This is a genomic window from Dasania sp. GY-MA-18 (genome assembly GCF_024734385.1).
Taxonomy (GTDB): Bacteria; Pseudomonadota; Gammaproteobacteria; order Pseudomonadales; family Dasaniaceae; genus Dasania; species Dasania phycosphaerae.
The window spans coordinates 24,202-42,434 of record NZ_JANHAP010000019.1 but is presented as its reverse complement, the minus strand read 5'-3'; the positions used below and the strand labels follow the sequence as shown (position 1 = coordinate 42,434).

Here is an 18,233-nt window from a genome sequence, read left to right as displayed (position 1 = left end):
TTTGAAAGTATTTTACACCGAAGTGGCAAACCATTTTCAAACCGTCTTACCGGCGGTGAAAAAACCAAGAACTGCGTTTTTCACCCTCTCCCGTCGGCCTCTGCCTTGGAAGAGCGGCGCATTATAGGGAGATAAAATTGGGAGTCAACGACTATTGCTAATTTATTTAACAATAGCCGCTTTATTGAACAATACGCTTAAATATCAGGCTATTTCGAACAAGTGGTATTTCTTTTTACCCAGCTTAACGATAAAGAAACGACCATACAGCGCCTTATCTTTTGCAAAGCTTTCCGCTGCCTTCATATTATCTTCAGCCCCTTTGGGCTCGCCATTAATGAGCACGGCATTTCGACCTAGCGCATCTTTCACTTCGCGCCCGGCTTTTACCATGCCGCAGTCAGCCAACAAACTGGTTAAGGGCTGATCGGCAAGCGCCTCAATATCCAAATCACTAGCTGGCAAACCGTCCAGCTTGAGCTGCTCCAAGTCTGACTCTGACAAACTGGAAGAGTCGCCGCTAAACATCGCTTCGGTGATACGCTGCGCCGCCAACAGCCCCGCTTCGCCATGCACTAGTTGAGTTGCTTCTTTGGCTAAGATCATCTGCGCCTGTGGGCGACCCTCTCTAGCTTTATCCTCCGCCTCTATAGCCGCTATCTCCTGCGTACTTAAGAAAGTGAAGTAGTTCAAGAACTTATAAACATCCGCATCGGCCGTGTTGAGCCAGAACTGGTAAAAGCTATAAGGCGATGTTTTGGCCGGATCCAGCCATACCGCCCCGGACTCGGTCTTACCGAATTTAGTGCCATCCGCCTTAGTCACCAGCGGCACAGTAAAGCCAAAGGTCTGCGCCTTGTTTTGACGACGCGACAAGTCTATGCCGCCTACAATATTACCCCACTGATCACTGCCCCCAATTTGCAGGGTGCAATCATGGCGGCGATTAAGTTCGGCAAAGTCCATACCCTGCAACAGGGCGTATGAAAACTCGGTAAACGATATGCCCGCCCCTTCGCGATTAATGCGCTGCTGCACAGACTCTTTGTTAATCATTGCATTGATGGAGAAGTGCTTGCCTATGTCGCGCAGGAAATCTAGCACATTCATTTGCCCGGCCCAATCCAGGTTATTCACCACTTCTGCAGAGTTTTCACCACAGTCAAAGTCGATAAACTGGCTCACCTGGCCGCGTATTTTATCGCACCAGCTGGCGACTATATCGGGTGTATTGAGCTTGCGCTCTTCCGCCTTAAAAGAAGGGTCACCAATTAACCCGGTCGCACCCCCAACCAAGGCTATGGGCTTATGGCCAGCCATTTGAAAGCGCTTTAACACCAGCAGGGGTACTAAGTGGCCCAGGTGCAAGCTATCGGCAGTGGGGTCAAAGCCACAATATAAGGTGCGCGCGCCTTCAGCCAAATGACGCTCTAACTCACCGTCGCCCGTCATTTGCGCCACTAAACCTCTGGCCTGTAAATCTTCTATCAGTGCTGAATTTACTTCAGACATACGCTTATGCACCTTCTTATATATACCTATTCACACAACGGAAAACCCCGATTGCACTAGCCGCACACATCGGGCATCATCCCTCGCAAAATCGCGCACAATACAACAACCCTAGCCAATTGCAAGCCGGGCTGAGCACTAACTAACCAAAGAAACTAGTTAGATGGCACTTTTTTGTTATACTTCGGTCAGTTATGCGATTTTATTAGAAATTACCTTACCAGCTATAGATAGCGAACTATGAGCCAAGCGACGCCCAACAAGCCTTCACAGCATCTCAGCCAGCTCATTGCTGAATTCCCCAGACGCCATTTGCTTATCGCTATTGCGGCATGCTGCCTATTATTTATCACCCTTATGGTGATGCCTAGCCAAGAAGCCGAGGCACTACGCACCAGCCAATCCATCACCTTACCCATAGCCAGCAAACCCATTATTGAAGAACCTGCTGTCGCCGCCACCCCACAAGCGCCCTGGAAAGAACTAGTGGTGCAAAAAGGTGATAATTTATCACTGCTGTTTCAGCGCGCCCAACTCACTGGCCGCGATGTTTATGAGATCACCAGCTCTAGCAAAAAAGCCAAGCAACTTACCCAAATTTACCCAGGTCAAAAAGTGGCCTTCCAAATCGATGCCGACGGCAAATTACTAGCGCTTAAACACCAGCATGATTTATTAAAAAGCACCTTATATCAGCGCGCAGAAGATGGCTTTACCGTAACCGACTTAGAGCGTGAACCCGAAATACGCCAGCGCCACGTTACTGCCACAATTAGCTCATCACTGTATACCGCCGCCAGTAAAGCGGGCCTGCAGCAAAACCTGATTATGGAAATGGCCAATGTGTTCGGCGGCGTGATTGATTTTGTTTACGATATACGCGAGGGCGACTCGTTCAGCATCTTGTTTCAAGAGCATTTTATTGATGGTAAAAAAGTGGGCAGTGGCCCTATTTTAGCGGCCGAGTTCATCAACCAAGATCAAAGCTACAAAGCCTACCGCTATGAATACGGTAACGGTGATATAGGCTACTACAATGAACAGGGCATTAGCATGCGCAAAGCATTTTTACGCGCACCGCTAGACTTTACCCGCATCAGCTCATCCTTTAACCCCAACCGCCTACACCCAGTATTTAAAACCAAGCGCCCACACCGCGGCATAGATTACGCAGCCCCCAAAGGCACCCCGGTATACGCCACAGGCGATGGCCGAGTTGTAGAGGCCGGCTACAACAAAGCCAATGGCAACTATGTGGTGATCAAGCACGGTGAGAGCTACACCACCAAGTACCTGCACTTTACTAAACGTGCCGTTAAACGCGGCCAAAAAGTAAAACAACAGCAAATCATAGGCTGGGTGGGCTCTACCGGTTACGCCACCGGCCCACACTTACACTATGAGTTTTTAGTCAATGGCGTACACCGCAATCCACGCACAGTCTTGCGCAAACTCCCCAAAGCCGTGTCTATAGCCGCTGCCGATAAAGATGAGTTTCTAAAACAAATAGGCAGCCTACAGATGCAGCTGGCCGCCTTTCAAAATCATCATAAGTACGCGGCCAACACCTCAGCAACTAACAACGCTCTGTAATGGCTGCGCCACTACAACGCTATATAGGCCTAATGTCTGGCACCAGCATGGACGGCATAGATGCCGCCATACTGGAGGTGTCGCCCAAGGGGTTTAAGCTAGGCCAGCATTACAGTCACAACATCCCCCCGGCTCTGCACCAACAACTACTGGCCTTATGCGCCCCCGGTGACAATGAAATTATACGTATGGGGCAGGCCGATTATTTATTAGGTATGGAATTCGCCACGGCGGTAAAAAAACTATTAAACATCAGCGGATTAAAGCCTGCCGATATTACCGCCATAGGCAGCCACGGCCAGACCATACGCCATCACCCCCAGGGCCCCAGCCCCTTCAGCTTACAAATTGGCAACCCCAACTTAATTACCCAGCATACCGGCATCTGCACGGTGGCCGACTTTCGCAGCCGCGATATAGCTGCTGGCGGCCAGGGCGCACCTTTAGCTCCCGCCTTCCACCAAGCGGCCTTTGCCAGCCCCGACACTAATCGGGTTATTGTCAACATAGGCGGCATGGCTAATATCACACCGCTAATCAAAGGCCAGGCGACACAAGGCTTTGATACCGGCCCCGGCAATGTCTTATTGGACTATTGGATAGCGAAAAATATTGGGGAACGCTACGACCGCAACGGTGACTGGGCAGCCAGCGGGCAAGTACTTACAGACCTGCTAAGCCAGATGCAACAAGACCCATACTTTGCCTTGCCAGCACCCAAAAGCACCGGCCGCGAATATTTCAACAGCTATTGGCTAGAGCAACAGCTAGACCAGCGCAGCGATAAGCCCGCTGATGTGCAGGCCACCTTGCTGCAATTAACCGCAAACACTATTGCGCAAGCCATACAGGCGCTGGGCTACCCGATTAATGAAGTTTATATAGGTGGCGGCGGCGCTCACAATCTAGCGCTGATGCAGGCTTTAAAGCTAGCACTCACCCCCTACTCGGTGCATAGCACCGGCGCGCTGGGCATAGCCCCCGACTGGGTAGAGGCTGCCGCCTTTGCCTGGCTGGCACAGCAGACCCTTAACAGCCGTAGCGGCAATATCCCTGCTGCCACCGGCGCTAATAGCGCCTGTATTTTGGGAGCCATCTACCCCGTGTAGCCTGGCTTAAAAATAGTTATAACCCTGGCGCTCTAACAGACGCCGCTCTTCCGCAACACCTACAGGCACGGTACCGATAAAAGGCAACAGTTGGCTCTCGTCCAATGACTGCCCCCCCATCCAGGTTTTACACACCCGAATATCCACCACCTTGAAAGCCGATAACTTAGCCGCCAAATCCACCAAAGCTTGATTGGCCGTATACTGCTGACGAAAAAACACCTTGGCCTCAGCACCGTGCAATACAAAAGCCACCGGCGTTGCCGGGGCCTGCTGGGAGAGCTGGAATAGTCGCTGGGAACGCTGCAATAAATCATACAGCTCTGCCGCCGTATGCAACTCTATGCGCGCTAAATAGGCGGGCTCATCATCCACCGCCAGGGTGGTTTGCCCTAGAGACAGGGCCGATAACAAAAAGAAACTCAGTAACACAACAGCAGGTTTTAAACACATGGTAAAACCTCTCGCTATGTTCGGATTTAGATAGAGAAAGAGGATCCGCAGCCGCAGGTGGTTTCAGCATTGGGGTTGGCAATCACAAAACGTGAACCCTCTAGGCCCTCTTTATAATCCACTTCGGCACCGGCCAAATATTGAAAACTCATAGGGTCAACCAAGGCGGTAACCCCTTGTTTTTCAACAACAGTATCGTCCTCGGCGGGAAACTCATCAAAGGTAAACCCATATTGAAAACCCGAGCAGCCGCCGCCGGTAACAAAAACCCGCAGTTTTAAATCATCGTTACCCTCAGCCGCACGCAGTGCCAACACCTTATTAACGGCATTGTCGGTGAGAATGAGGGGTTGAGGTGAAAATTGCTCTACAGCAGACATCAATATTACCTAGTCAGTTGGGCAACAACAGGCTGCCCGACTGAGGATTATGCTAAAAACCTAGGGTTTTAGTCAACTTCTACCGCGTTTTGTGCCACGGCCTTGTTAATAGGGGTGGCAACAGATTTAGCCGCTGCATAGAGCAGACTGCCATTTACCTGTGCCCCCTTTACCATTTCTATAAGCTGGTAATGCACATTACCCTGTATTTGTGCCTTAGCTGCCAGCTCTATATGCTCAGCGCTGTGTATATCGCCTTTAACCAAGCCGTTAACTATGACATGGGGGGCGTGAATTTCGCCCTCTATCTGGCCGCCCTCTACGACTCTCACCGTGGCCTTGCTTTGGTCCTTAGCCATGATATTGCCTCGGACTATGCCTTGAATCTCTAGATCGCCAGTGAATTTTATATCACCCACAATTTCTGAGTCTTTTGATATTAGCGTGGTACCGCCACCTTGAAATGCCATTGCCTTATTCCCCTTATTTCCCCACATGATGCTTTATTCCTATGTTATTGCCTTAGCCTACAACGCTTGCACCTTCCACTCATAGGTTTGTTCTATTTGAACCTTTTTTGGGGAGGTAGCTCTAGCGACTAGTTCAATTTTTTGAGCTTCAAAGCCAGCAGGCAATGTCAGCTCGCCCTCTATATTTTGAAAGTATTTAAACCGTAGCGGTATATCAACAGTTTTAAGATCAGCCGACACATCGGCCAAGGCGTAACGACGCTGTATCTGCTCGCCTTTTTCATTAACGGCACTGCCTATTAACACCACCCTGGCAGAGCCTTTTAACAACCTATGCTTTAAGGCTGTTTGTTGCAGCACTAATTTATAGTGATACACGCCCTCTACAGCGGTTGCCAGTATTTCTACATCTCTAACACTTAAACCGCGCTCACGCTCACTGGGCGACATCAGGCCTTTATAAAAGCTAATTTCTTCAGTGAGCTCGGCAATTTTATCTTGGTTGTCTTTGAGCTCTATACGCAAACCATCGACGGCTGCCCTATCCACATCGGCGCCCATAGTGATATTAGCTAACTGCTGCTCGGCACTGTCGCGCTGCTTGGTGACCAATAGCAATTGCTTTTTATAGTCTGCATTTTCCGCCAACAATTTGTTTTTTAATTGCTCAAAATCAGTCTGGGTCACATACGCACTAGCGCCGGCAACCAATAGCAGCAATAACACAAAAGCCACTAACACAGCGGCGCGCTGCCAGGGACGATAACGCACCACAATAGAGCGGTATTGAGAGCTGCCTTTCACATCAACCATAAGTAACTGCCTTTAGGGCGTGAGCGCAACAATATTTAAACCGGCGTTTTCTTCTAGCCCCAGCATAATATTCATATTTTGCACGGCCTGGCCGGAGGCACCCTTCACTAAATTATCAATCACCGACAACACCACTATCGTGTTTCTATTTTGTGGCCTATGCACAGCGATGCGGCACATATTAGAACCTTTTACCGTGCGCGATTGTGGGTGGCTACCGGCGGGCAACACATCCACAAAAGGTTCGTTGGCATAGCGCTGTTCAAATAATTGCTGGATGCTCTCCAAAGAGGTATTGCTATCGATAAGCTCCGCGTACAAAGTTGAATGCATGCCGCGCACCATAGGAGCCAAATGCGGCGTGAATGTTAAGTTCACCTCAGCGCCGCTAACATCACGCAAACCCTGCTCAATTTCGGGCAAGTGTCTGTGCCCGGGTATGCCGTAGGCTTTATAGCTATCGCTAACCTCCGACAATAAATTATCAACCTTAGCTTGGCGACCCGCACCACTCACACCAGAAGTGGCATTGGCAATTAAACGGCTATTATCAACCAAACCGTTTTCTATTAATGGCAAATAGCCCAATTGCACCGAGGTAGGGTAACAGCCGGGGCAGGCAACCAACTGCGCAGTTTTGATTTGCTCGCGGTTCACTTCCGGCAAACCGTATACCGCCTGCGCTAAAATCTCGGGGCAGGCATGGGGCTCGCCATACCATTGCGACCACAAGGCGGCATCGCGTATACGAAAGTCAGCCGATAAATCCACCACGCGTATACCTTGGTCTAGTAGCTGCGGCATCATATTCATAGCCACGTTATGGGGTGTAGCAAAAAACACCACATCGCATTGCGCCAGCACTTCAACCTTAGGCAGGGAAAAAGCAATGTCGGTATGGCCGCGCAAATTGGGATACAGACTATCCACACGCACGCCTTCTTCGGCGCGAGAGGTAATCGCCACCACCTCCGCTTGCGGGTGATTGACCAATATGCGCAATAACTCAACACCGGTATAACCCGTGCCGCCAACAATACCTACCTTAACCACAATAAAAAGCCCCTATATTTGCACCAGAGCACAACCACCATGCCACTAAAAACACTAACCGCGCTTTTAACTTGATGCTACACTCACTTTAAGCTGGCTATAATAAATCAAATAACCCTGAAACGTTAGCGCCTATAAACTCTTATCATTGCTGTTTAAGCCCACACAATTTTATGCTGCAAAATCAGCTACAACATTTTCGCCATCATTTGGCGCATGATAACTCTCTATTACACTTTTCCACGCTGGGAATCATCGCCGGTATTAACTGCGGCCTGATCATGCTGGCCTTTCATGCCCTGCTGCGCTTTATTGAATCGCAGATACTACCCGGCGGCGTAGCGGATAATTTTGAAGCACTACCGGTATGGGCTTATTTTGCCCTGCCCGCCTGCAGCGGCTTGATTATCGGCGCCACTATACAGCTATTTGCCAAACACGCCGCCCGCACCGGTGTCCCCCATGTGCTGCACTGCCTGCACTCCAAGCATGGTCATATGCCCTTAAAAAATATGCTGGTGCAATTTTTTATGGGGGCCTTTGCTTTAGCTACCGGCCAATCGGGCGGCCGCGAAGGCCCGGCCGTGCATTTAGGCGCAGGAATTAATAGCCTGCTAGGGCAAAAGCTACTACTGCCCAATAACAGCATACGCTTACTCATAGGCTGCGGCACCGCTGCGGCCATAGCCGCGGCCTTTAACACCCCCATCGCCGGGGTCATTTTTGCCATGGAAGTGGTGATGATGGAATACACCATCGTCGGCTTTATCCCCATTACCCTGGCGGCCATTAGCGCCACCACCGTCATGCGCGCACTCACCGATACCGAGAAACTATTCTCCATCCCCCATATAGAGCAAATCGCCCTCTCTTCTTTAGCCGAGCTGCCCTATGTAGTGCTACTGGGGCTATTGGCGGGCTGCTGCTCGGCAGCATTTATTGTGATCTTAAAACAAGGTCTTAAGCTCTCAGATCGCCCCATGCTTGTCCGCGGCCTGTTAGCAGGGGTCATCACTGGCTGCTGCGCCCTGCTAGTACCCGAAGTGCTAGGTATAGGCTATGACAGCCTCAATGCGGTATTAGCCAGTGAATACACGCTGGCGATTATTCTGGCACTGCTAGCCGCCAAAATTTTAGCCACCGCAGCCAGCTGTGGCCTGGGTTTACCCATAGGATTAATAGGCCCCAACTTACTTATAGGTGCCTGCCTGGGTGGTGCCGTAGGCATAGGAGTGGAAAGCCTCTACCCCGAGCTCAGTATGCAACGAGGGTTTTATGTGCTGCTAGGCATGGGCGCGGTAATGGGTGCAGTAATGAACGCGCCACTGGCAGCGTTAATGGCGCTGCTAGAACTGACAGGCAATACGCATATTATCTTCCCCGGCATGCTGGCCATTACCGTGGCCACCATCAGCCATAGCGCCGTGTTTAAACAGCGCTCAGCAACCCAAACGGTGTTTCGCCGCTTAAACACCTTACTGCGCACCGACCCCTTAAGCCTGGCACTGCAACGCACCAGCGTGGCAGGCATAATGGAGCGTCGCATACTCACCTCACCACAGCTAATCAGTGCCATCAGCGCCCAAAGCTTATTAGACGATGCCGAACGCCAGCAGTGTGTAGGTTTGATCACCAATAGCCGCGAGGAGGGAATCAATTACTATCAATGGCAAGATATAAAGCCTCTGCTGGAGGCCGCCATCGCCAATCAAGAAACTGAAATCGATATCTATAAAATAGCCCCGGCCTTTGAACCCGCAGCAGCGCTGCATAGCCAGGCCACCCTGCGCGAAGCCTTAGACTTGATGAATGAGCAAGATGTAAACTGTGTCCATATTACCGGCCCGCGCCTGGTAGAAGGGCTGCTCACCCGCAAGGCCATTAACCGCCACGCCAGCATGCCTCAATAATGGCGGCAGCCCAATCAGGTAATCGCAACAAAAAGAATAGTAACAAAAAGGTAAGCTTATGCTGTGGCTAAAAGCCCTACATATAATTTTTATGGTGTGCTGGTTCGCTGGCATTTTTTATCTGCCTAGGCTGTTTGTGTATCACGCCATGGCCCAAGACCCAGCCACCCGCGAGCAACTGGCGATTATGGAGCGCAAGCTATACCGCTTTGTCAGCCCCTTCGCGGTGCTTACTATAGGTTTTGGCCTATGGCTGGCTAGCTATAATATCGACTACTATCTGCAGGCCAAATGGTTTTACGCAAAGTTGGCTTTGGTACTACTCTTAGTGGGCTACCACTTGCAGTGTGGCCGCTATATCAAGCAACTCGCGCAGCACAGCGGCCAGCGCAGCCATGTTTTTTACCGCTGGTTTAATGAGCTGCCAGTGCTTGTGTTATTTAGCGTGATTATTTTAGTCGTGGTTAAACCCTTTTAATTAACCCAACACCGCAACGCGGGAGAACAAAGTGACCACAGCTGTACTCAATTGCACCCCCATAGTAATGAGCATAAACAGCCACGACCCCTTAGGTGGCGCGGGCATCTCTGCCGATATAGAAGCCTTGAGCAGCCTGGGCTGCCACTGCACCCCCATTATCAGCCAGCTCTCCATTCAAAACCCAAGCTCCGAACCCCAAGATCAACAAACCACCAGTGCCAGCCTGCTGATAGGGCAAATGCGCTCGGTACTAGAAGATGCCCAGATCGACCTGATCAAAGTCGGCCAGCTCACCAGCCTCACCCATATAGAGGCCGTACACACCGTATTAAATGACTACCCCAACATCCCCGTGGTGCTAGACCCCTTTACCGGCAATATTAAAGGCCACGATCTCAACCAAGCCCTGTGCGAACTACTCTTCCCACTGGCCACCATCACCCTGCTTAGCGAAACCGATGCCTACCACCTCAGCAATAGCGCCGACAGCCTTAGCGCCTATGCCCATGAGCTGCTGGAGTTTGAAAGTGAATACCTGCTGTTTACCAATACCACCCACAAAACCCCACAGCATAAAGTCTGTAGTTTGCTCTACAGCTCTCGCGGCCTATGCCAGCAGTATGAAAGGGAGCGCCTCAGCGGCCACTTTCACGGCGGTGGCGACACTCTTAGCGCAGCCCTAGCCGCCTACTTGGCCCACGGCCTAAGCATGGCCGAATCAGTGCAACAGGCCCAACACTTCACCTGGCAAGCCCTACAAAAAGCTAAGCGCATAGGCATGGGGGAGCTAATCCCCGACCGCATGCATTGGGCGAATGAATAATGCTCGCTGCGCGGCAAGTGGCAAGCTATAAGAAGGCCAGAGCTGCTCTTTTTACTAGAAGCTAGCGACTGATAAGCGGTGGCTGCTACAATGCCCGCCAATTTCCATCTGCAACTAGTAAGGTCCCCCATGAGCCGCTCTGAAATCCTATTTGAACAAGCCCAAAAAACTATACCCGGTGGGGTTAATTCACCGGTGCGCGCTTTTCGCGCGGTAGGTGGCAGCCCGATTTTTATTGAGCGCGCCGAAGGGCCCTATATTTTCGATGCTGACGACAAGCGCTATGTCGATTATGTACTGTCTTGGGGGCCGATGATTTTAGGTCATGCCCATCCCACTATTATTAACGCCGTACAAGAGCAGCTGGTAAAAGGCTTGAGCTTTGGCACCCCCACCGAAATAGAAACCACCCTGGCCGAAAAAATTTGCAGCATCATGCCCAACATGGATTATGTGCGCATGGTCAACAGCGGCACCGAAGCCACCATGAGCGCTATACGCCTGGCCCGCGGTTACACCGGCCGCGACAAGATTATTAAATTTGAAGGCTGCTACCACGGCCACTCTGACTCACTACTGGTTAAAGCCGGTTCAGGTGCTTTAACCATGGGCGTACCCAGCTCACCGGGCGTACCCGCGGCACTGGCCGACCACACGGTGACGCTGACCTATAACGACATCGAAGGCCTTAAAAAAGCCTTTGCCGAAATCGGCGAACAAGTGGCCTGTGTGATCGTAGAGCCGGTGGCTGGCAATATGAACTGCGTGCCCCCCATACCCGGTTTTTTACAAGCCATACGGGAACAGTGCAACCAATACGGCAGCGTGTTTATTATTGACGAAGTCATGACCGGCTTTCGCCTGGGCCTAACCGGCGCACAGGGTTATTACAATGTAGAAGCCGACATCACCACCTTAGGTAAAGTGATAGGCGGCGGCATGCCGGTAGGCGCCTTTGGCGGTAAAAAAGAAATCATGGAGCAAATTGCGCCATTAGGGCCGGTGTACCAAGCCGGTACTTTATCGGGCAACCCCATCGCCATGGCCGCCGGTTTAGCCATGTTAAACGCGATTAGTGTAGAAGGCTTTTACCAGCCCTTGTTCGACAAAACCGATACCCTTATTGCCGGCTTAAACGCCGCCGCCGAAAAAGCGGGCGTGCCCTTTACCACCAACCATGTAGGTACGATGTTTGGCGGTTTCTTTTTAGGGGAAAGTTTCACTGACGAAAAAATCATCACCAACTACCAGCAAGTTATGGCCTGTGACATTCCTGCTTTTAACCGTTTCTTCCACGGCATGTTAGAGGCGGGGGTTTATTTAGCGCCTGCATCTTATGAAGCTGGGTTTATGTCGGCCGCCCACAGCGATGAAGATATACAGTTTACAATAGCTGCCGCAGAAAAAGTTTTTGCTGCGCTTTAATTTCGCTTTAAACAAAGGGGGTCAGAACCTGCGGGTCTGACCCCGACAATGGTAACAGTGGATGCCGGATCCAGTCCGGCATGACAAAAACATAACGAGATTAGCTATGTCCAAATCCCTACACCGCGGCCCATACCCACACACGCGCATGCGCCGTATGCGCAGCGATGATTTTTCGCGCCGTTTAATGCGCGAAAATATCTTAACGGTTAACGATTTAATCTACCCCATGTTTGTTTTAGAAGGGCAAGGCGAAAAAGAAACCGTAGCTTCCATGCCCGGCGTTGAGCGCTTGAGCATAGACCTGCTGGTGCAAGAAGCCAAAGAGCTAGTGCAACTGGGCATACCCGCCATTGCCTTATTCCCCGTTACCCCACAAAGTGCCAAGTCTGAATTTGCTGAAGAAGCCTACAACCCCAACGGCTTAGCCCAGCGCGCCGTTAAAGCCATTAAAGATGCCTGCCCCGAATTAGGTGTGATAACTGATGTAGCGCTAGACCCATTCACCGTACACGGCCAAGACGGCATACTCGATGCAAACGGCTATGTGCTAAATGACCGCACCATAGAAACCCTAGTCAAACAAGCCGCCTCACACGCCGACGCCGGTGTGGATATCGTCGCCCCCTCCGACATGATGGACGGCCGCATAGGCGCGGTGAGGCAAGCGCTGGAAGAAAACGGTCACGTTAATACTAAAATAATGGCCTACTCGGCCAAATACGCCTCGGCCTATTACGGCCCCTTCCGCGATGCGGTAGGCTCGGCGGGCAATATTAAAGGCGGCGATAAATTCAGCTATCAAATGGACCCCGCCAACAGCGACGAAGCCCTGCACGAATGCGCGCTGGACTTAGCCGAAGGCGCCGACATGATTATGGTCAAACCCGGTATGCCCTATTTAGACGTAGTGCGCCGCGTTAAAGATGAGCTATTAGCCCCCACTTATGCCTACCAAGTCAGTGGTGAATACGCCATGCACGTAGCCGCCTTTGAAAACGGCTGGTTAAACCGCGAGCAGGTTATTTTAGAATCACTGATCAGCTTTAAACGCGCAGGCGCTGATGGCATTTTGAGCTATTTTGCGAAAGAGGCCGCACAATTGCTGCAAAAAAAATAAATAACCCGCAGAATACTTTTCTGCTGCTACACTCTTGCTATATTTAGCCCCCTGCACAGATTTGATAAACGCGAATAATAATATCGCTCTAGGAGACACTCATGAAAAAAACCACCTTAGCTGGCGCCATCGCCCTAAGCTTATTATCCACCGCCGCCACTGCCGACACCTTAGGCTTTCGTGTAGGTGCTAATTCTTGGCAACAAGACTTCTCGGGTGACATTCAATCGGGTGATGCTGGCGACATCGTCGACATGCAGGACACGCTAGGTTTTGATGACGAAAGCAACAACAATTTTTATGTTGCCATTGAACACCCCATCCCATTAATTCCTAACGTCATGCTAGCGCGCACCGAAATGGAAATTAACGCCAGCAGCGATGCCAGCTTTAACTTTGACGGCGTCGACTATACCGCCGATATCAAAGCCACTGCCGACCTTAGCCACACCGATGCCACCCTGTATTATGAAATATTAGATAACTGGGTTTCATTGGACATAGGCTTTACCGTGCGCGCCTTTGACGAAGGTTTTAGCATTAGTGGTACAGCTGGCGGCACTACCGAAAGCAGCGAGTTTGACGTAGACGTAGTGCTACCCATGCTATATGTGGGCGCCAAATTCGAACTACCCTTATCCGGCCTGTACGTACGCGCCAGCGGTAACGGCATTAGCTATGACGGCGACAGTGTTCTCGATTACCAAGCAGCGATAGGCTATGAACATAGCATAGGCCTGGGTATAGAAGCCGGCTTTCGCTCTTTTGAAATCGAATATGAAGACGATGACGAAAACGCTGACTTAACCATTGATGGTGCTTTCCTAGGCGTGTTTTACCACTTCTAAGTATGAGTATTTAAAAAAGCCCTAGTCACCTGCGTGGCTAGGGCTTTTTTTATGCTTAATATCTATTACTATAACCAACTAAACCTTAGCGCCGCTGAGCAATATCAAAGACCTGACTAGCCAAAAGACTTAAGCATGCTCAAAGCACTCACTCTATTCTCACTGCTAACACTTAGCAGCCAGGCCAGCCTAGCCTGCCAGTGCCTATGGCAAGGCTCTTTTAACAAAGCTTATCAACAGGCCGACCTTATCGTTAGCGGCAAGGTACTAGAACACAAAGGCAATGCCGCCGACTTTGAAATTAATAAAATACTTAAAGGCAAAGAGTTTTTAGAAATCATACGGCTATGGGGCGACACCGGCAAACTCTGCCGCCCTAATATTTATGGCTTCCCCGAACATAGCGAATGGGTACTGGCACTGCATAAAATTACCGAGGTTCCTGCCGGCGGCTTTAATCCCAACACCCCCAGCTTTAGCTATGGCCGCGTCGGCGATTACAGCCTATCTAATTGCGGCGTGTATTGGCTTAAATACGAGCACGGTTTTATTAGCGGCAATTTAGTTAACGGCCCGCGCTGGCAGTGGCAGGATAAAAAAATGAACCCCGTGCGCATAGAAGTCTTAGAGGCCTACATCAACGGCAAGATAGATGACAACACGCTAAAAGAAGCCGCCAAACCACAAAAGGCCTTGCAAGACTTAATGAAAAATACTTTACAGTCGTTAGAATGACAGCCGCTAAAAAATCTTCTAATCGCTAGAGACTATCAACTAGCGACCTTCACCAATTCATCCAACATTCGCAACGACAGTCCCCAAACCCGTTTGCCTTGGTAAAAATAACAAGGCAACTCTACGGTTTTTCTATTGCGCTGCCAACGCATGGTTTGGCGATTATTTTTATTTGCTAAAAATGTTAGCGGCAGCCAAATCACTTCGTCCACTTCATGGTTTAAATTTAACTCTGGCTCACCCTGAAACTCAAACACATAACAGCTAATCACCATAGGCCGCAGATGTTTTTTGGGGGTAGCGATAATATCGGGCAAACGGCCGATACAATTGCTATAGGCATGGCTGGGCAAACCTATTTCCTCGTGAGTTTCACGCTGGGCGGTGGCCAGCCCGCCACCATCGCGCTTTTCCATACGGCCACCGGGAAAACCCATTTGCCCAGACCAAGGGTCTCCCAAGCGCTGGGCGCGCTGTATCATTAATGCCTCTACCCCCTGCTCGCCTTGGCGTAAAATGATGGCCACTGCCGAGCGATAGCAGTAACGGCGATACCATTTTTTGTGGGCACGGTACTGTTGTAGGCGCTTGATTAAATATTGCATAAATCTACTGGCTAAGTTATTTCACCACCATCATAAGCGCTGGCTTAGCATTATAAAAGCCGTTAAGCTCTGCAAGCATTCAGTTACTAGCGCAGTTAATATTATCAACCCATGAGCAAGCCCATACTCTTTCAACTACAAGATTTTTACGCCGCCTATAAAACTGAGCCCGTATTAGCAGATCTCAACTGGCAATGGCAGGCGGGGCAACAGTGGGCAGTATTGGGCAATAATGGCGCCGGTAAAAGCGCACTGGCCGATGCTTTAAGCCTAAAATTAAAAGCGTTAAAAGGCCATTACCAACACGCTGAACAGCTAGACCCTAAACACGATATAGTGCAGCTGAGTTTTGAGTTACACAAACAGTTAATAGCACACGACAAACGCTACGATAACAGCAACGAGCGCGAAGATGCTTTTGATATAGGCACCCGCGTAGATAACTTTATTTTGCAGGGCCAACCCGCCTGCCCACGGTTCCAACAGCTGGTGCAACGCTGCCATATCAGCCATATTTTAGATCACGGCATACGTTATATTTCCACTGGCGAAAGCCGCAAGGTCATGCTGGCCAAAGCCTTATACAACCAACCCAAAGTATTAATTATCGACAACCCCTTTGAGGGGCTAGACGCGCAATCACAACAAGATTTACAAAGTTTATTAGACGAAGTCTTGCGCAGTGCCATACACGTCATGCTGCTGTTGCAAAGCCCCGAGCGCATCCCCCCAGCCATTAGTCATATCATGGTGCTGGCACAGGGCCGCATACAGCAACAGGGCAATCGCGAACAAATGTTAAGCCAGCAACATGCCTCCCATGCAGACCATAAGCAGAGCCTGCCCGCATTGCCCCCTGCGGCCAAACGTAATTACCATATAGACAGCTCGCAAGCTTTATTCGATTTACAACAGGTTAATGTCAGCTACCACGAACAAGCCATACTCACCGACATTAACTGGCAATTACAGCCCGGCCAACACTGCCATATCAGCGGCCCTAATGGCGCGGGTAAATCCACCCTGCTGAGTATGATCTGCGGCGACAACCACAAAGCCTACGGCCAAAATATTTCCTTATTCGGCCGCAAGCGCGGTAGCGGCGAAAGTATTTGGGAAATTAAACAAAAGTTTGGCTTGGTCAATACGCAACTACAGCTTAACCATGTTAGCCGCATGCGGGTCACCGAAGTGGTGGCCTCAGGATTATTTGACACCGTAGGGCTATACGATAATTGCGCCGGCAAACAAAAAGACATAGTCATGCAATGGCTGCACTACATAGGCCTGGACCACTTAGCCAAAACGCGTTTTGAACAATTATCTTTCGGTCAGCAGCGCCTGGTGCTGTTAGCCAGAGCCATGGTTAAAAGCCCGCTGATATTAATTTTAGATGAACCCTGCCTGGGCTTAGACCACAGCCATCGCCAGCAAATACTGCGCATTGTCGATCACATAGCCCATAGTGGCCGCAGCCATATTTTATATGTTAGCCACGAAGCCGAACAAATCCCCCGCTGCATTAACCAACAGTTACAACTTGCCCCCCACCCTAACGGCGGTTACACCGCATCAGTCAATGACATAACTCACACATAGGATTACACATGTCACACTACAACGTTAAGTACACGGCCCTAGCCCCTGCGCTCAAGGCCGACTGGCAAGACCCACTATGGCAATTGGCAGCAACTATTCCCATCGCGCAATTCCGCGAGGAAAGTTCCAGTCATAGACCCATTACCGAAGCCAAATTACTATACAGCGACGATGGCATACACGGTATTTTTCAAGTGCAGGATCGCTACGTGCGCTGTGTACAGCAAAACTTTCAAGATTTGGTTTGCAAAGACAGCTGCGTGGAAATTTATTTTCACCCCAAAAGCGATCGCGGCTATCTCAATTTTGAAATCAGCGGCAACGGCACCTTACTAAGCTATTACATCACCAATGCCGAACGCGCCCCCGGCGGTTTTAAAGAGTTTGTTAAAATTACGGAGCAACAAGGCCAGCAAGTTGCCATTATTAGTAGCTTGCCCAAAGTGGTAGAACCAGAAATTAGCGAGGCCACAACTTGGACGCTACAGTTTTTTGTACCCTTTAGCTTACTCACTCACTATGTAGGTGAACTAGGCAGCATTAAAGGCCAACAATGGCGCTGTAATTTATTTAAATGCGGCGATGAAACCTCACACCCACACTGGGCGTCATGGCAGCCGGTACCCGAATTAAATTTTCATATGCCCGAAACCTTTGGCCATATTGTATTTGATTAGAAACACTGCGTTGCTACTGCTCTGCGGCGATTAAAAACTGGCGCGATGCCACAACTGCCATTACAGTTAGTAATAACACTAACAAACGCAGTAGAGGTCGCCATGCAGCAGTCATTGATTATGAGTTTTATCGCCGAAGACAGGCCCGGCATAGTCGACGCAATCTCAGAGGTGATAGCACAGCAACAAGGCAACTGGCTAGAAAGCCGCCTAACCCGTTTAGGCGGCCAATTTACCGGCATAATCCGTATAGAAATAGCTGAAAACGCCGTCACCAATTTAGACATGGCACTGCGCGATTTAGAAGCCCAAGGGATTACCTATAGCTTAAATGCCAATCCCCCCAGCACAGCCGCCGCAGAATTATTCCCCGTTAATTTTAAAGTCACCGGCGATGACAGACCCGGCATAGTGCAAGAGCTATCTTCTTTAATGGCCAACTGCGGCGCCAATATAGAAAGCCTCAACACCTATATCAGCAGCGCCCCTTGGTCGGGCGGCCTACTATTTACTATGGAGGGCAGCGCCACGTTGCCTCCCAGTTTAGCTAAGGGGCATTTACGCACCAAACTGGAAGGCATTTCAGACGACTTGATTGTAGAGATAGACCGCGCCGAAGACGAATAA

Annotated in this window: 19 protein-coding genes; 12 read left to right on the top strand and 7 right to left on the bottom strand. The window is 50.2% G+C overall.

The window, feature by feature from the left end; all coding sequences use genetic code 11:
• Positions 1-204 precede the first annotated feature (204 nt).
• On the bottom strand, positions 205-1,512 hold the full coding sequence (gene tyrS / locus NO559_RS16640; protein ID WP_258333007.1) for a tyrosine--tRNA ligase: 1,308 nt from the start codon (positions 1,510-1,512) through the stop codon (positions 205-207).
• Between the two features lie 240 nt (positions 1,513-1,752).
• Here tyrS and NO559_RS16635 point away from each other — a divergent pair, with 240 nt between their 5' ends.
• Together NO559_RS16635 and NO559_RS16630 are read left to right on the top strand one after the other, a co-directional pair.
• Positions 1,753-3,105, top strand: a complete 1,353-nt coding sequence (locus tag NO559_RS16635; RefSeq protein ID WP_258333006.1) for a peptidoglycan DD-metalloendopeptidase family protein — start codon at positions 1,753-1,755, stop codon at positions 3,103-3,105.
• Positions 3,105-4,214 (top strand): anhydro-N-acetylmuramic acid kinase, encoded by a 1,110-nt coding sequence (locus NO559_RS16630; RefSeq protein WP_258333005.1) that lies wholly within the window; start codon positions 3,105-3,107, stop codon positions 4,212-4,214. Before NO559_RS16635 ends, NO559_RS16630 begins: the two co-directional genes overlap by 1 nt.
• A gap of 6 nt (positions 4,215-4,220) precedes the next feature.
• On the opposite strand, the gene NO559_RS16625 is transcribed toward NO559_RS16630, so the two are convergent.
• From NO559_RS16625 to argC, 5 genes are all read right to left on the bottom strand, one after another.
• A complete protein-coding gene (locus NO559_RS16625) occupies positions 4,221-4,667 on the bottom strand; it encodes an acyl-CoA transferase (RefSeq protein WP_258333004.1) in 447 nt (148 codons plus the stop codon).
• A gap of 26 nt (positions 4,668-4,693) precedes the next feature.
• On the bottom strand, positions 4,694-5,047 hold the full coding sequence (gene erpA / locus NO559_RS16620) for an iron-sulfur cluster insertion protein ErpA (RefSeq protein ID WP_258333003.1): 354 nt from the start codon (positions 5,045-5,047) through the stop codon (positions 4,694-4,696).
• A 68-nt stretch (positions 5,048-5,115) separates the two neighbouring features.
• Positions 5,116-5,517 carry a polymer-forming cytoskeletal protein gene (locus NO559_RS16615; protein ID WP_258333002.1) on the bottom strand — a complete coding sequence of 134 codons (402 nt, stop codon included), beginning with the start codon at positions 5,515-5,517 and terminating at the stop codon, positions 5,116-5,118.
• A gap of 57 nt (positions 5,518-5,574) precedes the next feature.
• Positions 5,575-6,330: a DUF6776 family protein gene (locus tag NO559_RS16610; protein WP_258333001.1), complete on the bottom strand. Its 756-nt coding sequence runs from the start codon at positions 6,328-6,330 to the stop codon at positions 5,575-5,577.
• A gap of 12 nt (positions 6,331-6,342) precedes the next feature.
• Entirely contained in the window at positions 6,343-7,383 is a 1,041-nt protein-coding gene (gene argC, locus NO559_RS16605) for an N-acetyl-gamma-glutamyl-phosphate reductase (protein ID WP_258333000.1), read from the bottom strand.
• Positions 7,384-7,556: 173 nt separating this feature from the next.
• Between argC and NO559_RS16600 the strand changes: the two genes are divergently transcribed.
• From NO559_RS16600 to NO559_RS16570, 7 genes are all read left to right on the top strand, one after another.
• Positions 7,557-9,293, top strand: a complete 1,737-nt coding sequence (locus tag NO559_RS16600) for a chloride channel protein (RefSeq protein WP_258332999.1) — start codon at positions 7,557-7,559, stop codon at positions 9,291-9,293.
• Positions 9,294-9,351: 58 nt separating this feature from the next.
• Complete coding sequence (locus NO559_RS16595) at positions 9,352-9,771, top strand: CopD family protein (protein ID WP_258332998.1); 420 nt, start codon at positions 9,352-9,354, stop codon at positions 9,769-9,771.
• A 31-nt stretch (positions 9,772-9,802) separates the two neighbouring features.
• Positions 9,803-10,597 carry a bifunctional hydroxymethylpyrimidine kinase/phosphomethylpyrimidine kinase gene (locus NO559_RS16590; protein WP_258332997.1) on the top strand — a complete coding sequence of 265 codons (795 nt, stop codon included), beginning with the start codon at positions 9,803-9,805 and terminating at the stop codon, positions 10,595-10,597.
• A 129-nt stretch (positions 10,598-10,726) separates the two neighbouring features.
• Complete coding sequence (gene hemL, locus NO559_RS16585; protein WP_258332996.1) at positions 10,727-12,022, top strand: glutamate-1-semialdehyde 2,1-aminomutase; 1,296 nt, start codon at positions 10,727-10,729, stop codon at positions 12,020-12,022.
• 106 nt (positions 12,023-12,128) lie between these two features.
• Entirely contained in the window at positions 12,129-13,142 is a 1,014-nt protein-coding gene (gene hemB / locus NO559_RS16580) for a porphobilinogen synthase (protein WP_258332995.1), read from the top strand.
• 101 nt (positions 13,143-13,243) lie between these two features.
• A complete protein-coding gene (locus tag NO559_RS16575; RefSeq protein ID WP_258332994.1) occupies positions 13,244-13,990 on the top strand; it encodes a TIGR04219 family outer membrane beta-barrel protein in 747 nt (248 codons plus the stop codon).
• A gap of 135 nt (positions 13,991-14,125) precedes the next feature.
• Positions 14,126-14,725 (top strand): hypothetical protein, encoded by a 600-nt coding sequence (locus NO559_RS16570; RefSeq protein ID WP_258332993.1) that lies wholly within the window; start codon positions 14,126-14,128, stop codon positions 14,723-14,725.
• A gap of 35 nt (positions 14,726-14,760) precedes the next feature.
• On the opposite strand, the gene NO559_RS16565 is transcribed toward NO559_RS16570, so the two are convergent.
• A complete protein-coding gene (locus NO559_RS16565; RefSeq protein ID WP_258332992.1) occupies positions 14,761-15,330 on the bottom strand; it encodes a CoA pyrophosphatase in 570 nt (189 codons plus the stop codon).
• A gap of 111 nt (positions 15,331-15,441) precedes the next feature.
• Between NO559_RS16565 and NO559_RS16560 the strand changes: the two genes are divergently transcribed.
• The 3 genes from NO559_RS16560 (at position 15,442) to NO559_RS16550 (ending at position 18,233) form a co-directional block, all read left to right on the top strand.
• Complete coding sequence (locus tag NO559_RS16560) at positions 15,442-16,929, top strand: ATP-binding cassette domain-containing protein (protein ID WP_258332991.1); 1,488 nt, start codon at positions 15,442-15,444, stop codon at positions 16,927-16,929.
• Positions 16,930-16,937: 8 nt separating this feature from the next.
• Positions 16,938-17,606 carry a carbohydrate-binding family 9-like protein gene (locus tag NO559_RS16555; protein ID WP_258332990.1) on the top strand — a complete coding sequence of 223 codons (669 nt, stop codon included), beginning with the start codon at positions 16,938-16,940 and terminating at the stop codon, positions 17,604-17,606.
• A 102-nt stretch (positions 17,607-17,708) separates the two neighbouring features.
• Positions 17,709-18,233 carry a glycine cleavage system protein R gene (locus NO559_RS16550; protein ID WP_258332989.1) on the top strand — a complete coding sequence of 175 codons (525 nt, stop codon included), beginning with the start codon at positions 17,709-17,711 and terminating at the stop codon, positions 18,231-18,233.